This window comes from Okeania sp. (assembly GCF_983059655.1).
In genome coordinates this window covers 1-6,836 of sequence record NZ_CEZPJD010000416.1, presented here as the reverse complement: position 1 = coordinate 6,836, position 6,836 = coordinate 1, and the positions used below count along the sequence as shown (strand labels likewise).

At 35.4% G+C, this 6,836-nt stretch carries 5 protein-coding genes; 3 read left to right on the top strand and 2 right to left on the bottom strand.

Going from position 1 to position 6,836, the window contains the following annotated elements:
- Nucleotides 1–745: 745 nt before the first annotated feature.
- Both AC3DU7_RS20730 and AC3DU7_RS20725 read right to left on the bottom strand, forming a co-directional pair.
- Nucleotides 746–1,834, bottom strand: coding sequence for an ABC transporter substrate-binding protein (locus AC3DU7_RS20730; RefSeq protein ID WP_488041196.1), 1,089 nt, complete (start codon nt 1,832–1,834; stop codon nt 746–748).
- A gap of 509 nt (nt 1,835–2,343) precedes the next feature.
- On the bottom strand, nt 2,344–3,093 hold the full coding sequence (locus tag AC3DU7_RS20725; protein ID WP_488041195.1) for an ABC transporter ATP-binding protein: 750 nt from the start codon (nt 3,091–3,093) through the stop codon (nt 2,344–2,346).
- Nucleotides 3,094–3,607: 514 nt separating this feature from the next.
- Here AC3DU7_RS20725 and AC3DU7_RS20720 point away from each other — a divergent pair.
- The 3 genes from AC3DU7_RS20720 (at nt 3,608) to chrA (ending at nt 6,769) form a co-directional block, all read left to right on the top strand.
- Nucleotides 3,608–3,889, top strand: coding sequence for a MoaD/ThiS family protein (locus AC3DU7_RS20720; RefSeq protein WP_488041194.1), 282 nt, complete (start codon nt 3,608–3,610; stop codon nt 3,887–3,889).
- A 297-nt stretch (nt 3,890–4,186) separates the two neighbouring features.
- Nucleotides 4,187–4,930, top strand: coding sequence for a HesA/MoeB/ThiF family protein (locus AC3DU7_RS20715; RefSeq protein WP_488041193.1), 744 nt, complete (start codon nt 4,187–4,189; stop codon nt 4,928–4,930).
- Between the two features lie 645 nt (nt 4,931–5,575).
- On the top strand, nt 5,576–6,769 hold the full coding sequence (chrA, locus tag AC3DU7_RS20710; protein ID WP_488041192.1) for a chromate efflux transporter: 1,194 nt from the start codon (nt 5,576–5,578) through the stop codon (nt 6,767–6,769).
- Nucleotides 6,770–6,836: the final 67 nt, after the last annotated feature.

Here is a 6,836-nt window from a genome sequence, read left to right as displayed (position 1 = left end):
TAAATTTATAGCGCTGTGCGCAGGGAACAGGGAACAGGGAACAGGGAACAGGGAAGAAAGATAAAAGTACCTCACTTATAGCAATGAGCGCTGGTATATTTACAGATTGCAGGAGATGTCCAATAGCTAAAAGTCTTATATTATCGGCAATTTACTCCCCCTGTTGCCTGTTGCCTGTTGCCTGTTGCCTGCGCACAGCGCTATACCTGAGAAATGCTATAATAGAACTCTAAAAAAAATGCTACTAATAATTTTTATCTCACTAAGGAAATAGGGAGTGTAATTACCGAAAAATCGTGGGTATGCGCCTCCCCTTTTAAGGGGATAAAAAAAAATAATTCCGTACTTCAAGCCTCTTGCTTTCCTAGGTCATGCTCCGCAAACAGCTAGAGGTACTGATAACTGATAACTGATAACTGATAACTGAAATGACCAAACTGCTAGAAAAAACTGTTTTCTTAATTTTTATCCGTTAAAATAGACTTTATTTCCTTACCAATAATTTGATTTATTGGTTTGCTACATATAGCATTTTAGGGAACAACTTAACTAGGAAATGTATCTCGTTGATCGGAGAAATTATATATCTATTATTGCCTGGTATAGCGCTCCGCGCAAGGCAAAAGTCAAAAGTCAAAAGTTAAAAGTAATCCCTCACTGAGTTTAAGCCTTTGTAAATGTCCTAACCTTTGTTTCGACTGCTATAATTAGTTTCTTCAGCGGTTAAGAAATTCTGCCATATTTATCATCCATAATAAAATTTATCATCGGGCAAACTTCCACCAAAAAGTTTAGGATTTTGCTCCAATAAACGAGAATACCAAAACTCTAAATCCTCTTTTGCATCCTTAGCACTCACCATTTCTAATGGCGTATATCCCAGAGATTTTTTAATAACAGGAGCTTTCAATCCTAGATATTTTGCTCCCAAAGCAGCAGCATCATCAGGATTTTTTTGAGACCAATTTACCGCTTCAACTAATCCATTTTGAATAGTCTGAATTAGATCGGGATATTGATCGATTAAAGAAGTTAAAGCTAAAGTTCCTGCTTGGGGAAAACGAGGTGCTCTACCTGTTACTTTTCCCCATTCTTCTTGTAAATTAATCGCCAGTTTTATATCTAATCCTTGTTGTTGACCGCGAAGTTCAGCACCAGTACCCGCAGGTTCAGATAAAAGAGCTGCATCACCACGACCAGCTAATAATAATTGCACTGCTTGAGCAAAGTCTGTGGTGTATTGAATTTTTAAATCTTTCTCTGGGTCTAATCCATTTTCTTTGGCTAAATAAAAGAATAATTGAGCAGGCAAACCGCCGCGGAAAGCTATTAGTAATGTTTTGTTTTTTAAATCTTCAAAACTGCGGATATTTTGGTTAGACCAAATATTTAATACTCCCCAAACCAGTACATTAAGTAATTTTATCGGAACTTTTCTTTGATATAGATTTGCTGCGAGAGATGTGGGAGTTGCTGATACTTGTAGTTTTCCAGAAACAGCATCTGCTCGGAGTTGGTCGTGAGTTTTCCAAATACGGAAATCTACTGTTTCTACTAAGTTTTTAATTGAACTTTGTTCTGCTAAATAGGCTAGCAGAATTGTAATCATAATTGGAGAGCCACCAATGGCTAAGTTTGACAGTTTTTCTCCAGACTGAGCGATAATTTTTTCTGCTTTTCCCTCAGATAAATTAGTAGTAAATGTTAAACCAGTAGTAGCTAATATTAATTGTAAAAATTGACGACGTTTTTGATTAAGCATTCTTAAATAATTAATAATTAATAATGAATAATTAATAATTTTTTCTCCTTGAAAAGAAGAGGATTTACTCAAAGGATTTTTTTTTCTTGTTTCTCCTTGAAAGGAGAGGCTTTAAACCTTAATTATTCGGTAAAATTAGGTAAGCATTTCCTGCGGAATGCTGCGCAAACAGCTATTAGCAGTCAGCTTTTCCTGCGGAATGCTGCGCAAACAGCAACAAGACTTTCTCTTTAAGAACAGTGTTTAAATTAACAACTGACTTTAAGGTCAAGAGAACCAATTTTTGTAGTAAGATAATTAATAAAGCTTTGCTCGTAAACTAAAAGCAATAGCTGATAGCTGATGGCTGACGGCTGAATGCTTACAAAATTAGAATCAAAAAAAGTAGGCGACTAACGTAAGCAGTCAGCTAGCCTCTTCCAGAGGAACTGCGTTAACAACAATAAGAATATCTCCTTCAGGAAAGTGTTTAAATTAATAACTGACTTTAAGAGCAAGGGAGGTCACTTTTGTAGTAAGACAATTAATAAAGCTTTGCTCCTAAACTAAAAGCAATAGCTGATAACTGATAACTGAAATGACTAACTGCTATAACCAACAAATAACTTAGTGGATAGTCGGAAACAGGTGGCTACTTCTGGAATCATCAAAAGTTGAGAAAGTGTTTTGTAAATGTATGCTTCATCTCTTGCTGTTGACGGTCTATCAGGTTGCCACTCATAGACAATATTACTAGGAGAAGGAGATAAAATAATCAAGTTGTCTGCTATTAAGACTGCTTCTGCTAAGTCATGGGAAACTAAAATAGCTGCCATATTACGTTCGCCCAAAAGCTTTAACAATAGCCTCTGAAAATCGCGTTTTCTACCAATATCTAAAGCACTAAAAGGCTCGTCTAGCAAAAGTAGATCGGGTTCCACTGCTAATGCTCTCCCCAAAGCAACTCGCTGCTGCATTCCACCACTAAGTTGATGTGGGTATTGGTTAGCTGCTTCATTAATACCTAGTTGTTGAGCTAGAGCGATCGCTATTTTTTGACGTTGTTTTTTCGTTATTCTTTTTGCTTTTAAACCAAAAGCAATATTTTCTAAAGTAGTAAACCAGGGAAGTAGTCTTGCTTCTTGGAAAACATAACTTGTCTGTACAAATTGATTTTTTACCTTACCTGAAGTTGGTTTAATTATGCCTGCTATAATTTGTAAAAGAGTAGTTTTTCCACAACCAGAAGGTCCTGTTAAACATAATATTTTACCTGGTTTTAGCTGAACATTAATATTATTAAGTACTGTGAGATTACTGTATTTATGGTGAATGTTTTCTAAGACAATCATATTAACATAATTACTAGTTACAGGAATATTTTTTAACTCTTAGTTTGGTTGTATTTTGGATACTATATGATTGCTCTATTTTTGTCAAAAAACTGGCATTGTGAATGACAGTAATTATTTTGTGTATAGGGAAACTTTCTCCTGTCTGCCCTGTTTGGTTAATGGAGTAACCACAGAGATAGGGATTACCCTAACAATTTTATTTGTCATACAAATTCATACGCATTAATGCTTAATTTAGGTAATAGTTCAATGATTTTATTTCCTAGTAAATTATTTTTTTAAATTCCTAATATAACGGTGCTTAGTATCATAATTAATAGGTTTTACTCTGTCAAAAGACAAGCTGTCAAAGTTTGTCTAGTCCTGTAGCTTAGTTGATTTAAGACCTCTTAAGATTTATTTTAGCATTTCCAAAAAATTACTTGACTTATGCAAATAAATATATAATTATTACTACCAATCACACAAAAAAAATATCTATGAATGTACTATAGACATTCTCAAAATAGCTATGACAATAAAAGTGAATTATTTTGCACAAATCAAACAAGTTGTAGGGGGAATTGACTCTGAAACTATCCAGCTAGAAACTCCTTGTTCAGTGAAGAAACTAGTTAATAAACTTGTTGAAAATCACGGCGATTCGTTGCAAAATCTACTCCTAGATTCTAGCGGAAATTTACGCTCAACTATTCTTTTAGTTATTGGTGATACTCAAATTTCTTGGAATAGTTCTGTAGAAATTCAAGAAGGAGATGAGATTAGTTTACTTTCCCCACTAGCAGGCGGCTGATGAAGTCAGAAGTTAGAAGTCAGAAGTCAGAAGTTATTTTTGTAACGGAGATTTGAGCTTCGATCCAAAAATATTTCGCCTTAAAAGAGGGAGTTGCACGACCCAATTATTTTGATAAATTAATTAGGGCTTACCGATCTAATCTAAAAGCATTGACTGATATTGGCTTGATCTTTTTTAGATTCCCAAAAAGTACCCTGGTTTCAGCTCTTCATGCTCAAAAAGGCACGCATAAAAGGTAGACAAGAACAGAAAAATTGAGGGACTCGGAAACTTTCAACTAAATACATTAAGCATATGAAACAATTAACAGAAGAAGAAAAAGCAACCTATCAATGGCAGATGTGGGTACCTGGTTTCGGCGAACGAGGACAGGAAAAACTCAAACAAGCATCAGTTTTAATCTCCCGTGTTGGTGGTGTTGGTAGCGTCGTAGCTTTAGAACTCGCAGCTGCCGGAATAGGAAAACTTGTTTTAGCTCATGGAGGTAATATTAAACCTTCTGACTTAAACCGACAGCTTTTGATGACTTACGATGGTATAGGTAGCTCGCGAGTAGAATCAGCAACACATCGGTTAAAACAGTTAAACCCTCGTGTAGAAATTGAAGCTATTCCTGAAAACATATCTGAAAGCAATGTAGAGCGCTTGGTGAGAGAAGTCGATTTAGTTGTAGACTGTGCTCCACTTTTTGAAGAACGTTTTGCCATGAACTCAGAAATAGTTCGCCAGAAGAAACCTCTGGTAGAGTGCGCCATGTATGAAATGGAAGCGCAGATTACAACTATTATTCCTGGTCAGACCCCATGTTTGTCTTGTTTGTATCCCGAAAAACCTAACATTTGGAAAAGAGAGTTTCCAGTATTTGGAGCTATTTCAGGAACAATTGCTTGTATGGCTGCGATGGAGGCGATTAAAGTAATTTCCGGACTAGGAGAACCTCTGTTAGGAAAACTCTTAATTTGTAATTTACGGCAGATGACATTTCGGAAACTTGATATTTATAAGCAGCCAAATTGTTCAGTTTGCGGAGAACTTTGAAGAAGGAAGAAGGAAGAGGTATAGCGCTCCGCGCAAGGCAAAAGTCAAAAGTCAAAAGTTAAAAGTAATCCCTCACTGAGTTTAAGCCTTTGTAAATGTCCTAACCTTTGTTTCGACTGCTATAAGAGGGAAGAAGGAATAGGGAAGAAGGAAGAAGGAAGAGGGAAGAAAAAATGGATGGGGACATTCAACTTATACCATTTCTCAAAAACTTTTCTACACTTTGTTGAGCAAGGAAGTGGGGGAGTGGGGGAGAAGCAAACAAAAGAATAATTAACATGAACTGAGCTGAAATTAGTGAAAAAGTGATTTTATTTGTGCTAATTAGTTAATAACTGAAGTACTTTCCAAGTATAGCAATACTTTTGGGAATTGGTATTAGGAGCTAATTTTTAATACTAATTGTCTCGAATATACCATTTTTCATTGTCGAGGTACATTTGTATTTTTTTGCTCTATTTCCTCTTCCGTAAAACCTATAAGTTTGAACATTAGCAGTATAATAATTGCTATTATTATTAGAATTTAAAAATTAAATATATTATAAATTAAGGCTCCTTAAAAAATAATTATAATAGGGATTCAACTATTTTAAGAGATGTTTATATAGTAATTACTTAGAAAATTAGTTAAGGATAAAAGTCATTGATTAGCAAAGAAAAATTGCAACGACTCCTCGAACTAGCAAGTGTTTTTCTCAAAGTAGGTAGTATCGGTTTTGGTGGTATGCCAGCCATCATTGCTATGATTAAATTTGAAGTTACTGATAAGCGAAAATGGCTTACTCAAGACCAATTTATCGACTTTTTTGGCGCTACCAACCTGCTCCCTGGACCAAATACTGTGGAAATTGCTACTCATGTTGGTTATTTGCAAAGTGGATGGTGGGGATTTGCTATTGCTGGTCTTTGTTTAGTTTTCCCATCAGCTCTAATTGCAATTGCTTTGGCTATCCTCTACAATCAATTTGGCTCACTTCCTGAAGTTACACCTTTTCTAGATGGGATTAAACCAGTTGTTCTATCCTTAATTTTACTGCCTGTCTATAAGTTGGGCAAAACAGCAATAAAACACTGGAGTTTGGCAGTAATTGTCATCTTTGTGATACCAGCATCAATCTTGGGATTAAATAACATAATTGTTATTCTTCTTGGGGGATTTTTGGGTATGTTTTGGCTTCATTTTTATCGGGAATTTACCACTGAAACTCCGGCAAATATACCTGCGGAAAATTCTAGAATTAGATTACCAAAAACACTGATAATCTTATTGATACTCCTGGGAGTATTTTTATTAATTGATATCCTGACAACATCTGAGATTTCTCTATGGAAACTTAGTAGTTTTTGCCTGAAGGTGGGAAGTTTATTATATGGCAGTGGTTATGTATTAATTGCCTTCCTACAAGATTTAGTAGATCAGTTTCATTGGTTAACTCAGCAACAATTATTGGATGCTATTGCTATCGGACAAATCACACCAGGACCTTTGATTTCCAGCGTCACTTTTATCGGCTATTTATTATTAGGATTACCAGGGGCAATAGTGGGGACAATTTCAATTTTATTACCTGCTTTTTTGTTTAGTGCCGCACTCAATTCTTTGGTTCCACAAATGCGTAATTTTCGCTGGACTTGTGAATTGCTTGATGCGATTAATGTTACTTCTATTGCTTTGATGGCATCTGCTTTTCTGACATTATCTAGAACGACACTTATTAATTGGCAAACATTGTTGATTGCTATATGTGCTTGTCTGATCAATTTTCGTTGGAAGGTAAATATTATTTTGATGATTTTTGTAGGTGCTATTTCTGGTTGGATACTGTTCAGATTTTAATTGTTAAAAAGCGTTTAGCAATTCAGCAATCAGCGGTCAGCTTCATTCCCTTGAATTGTATGAGTTA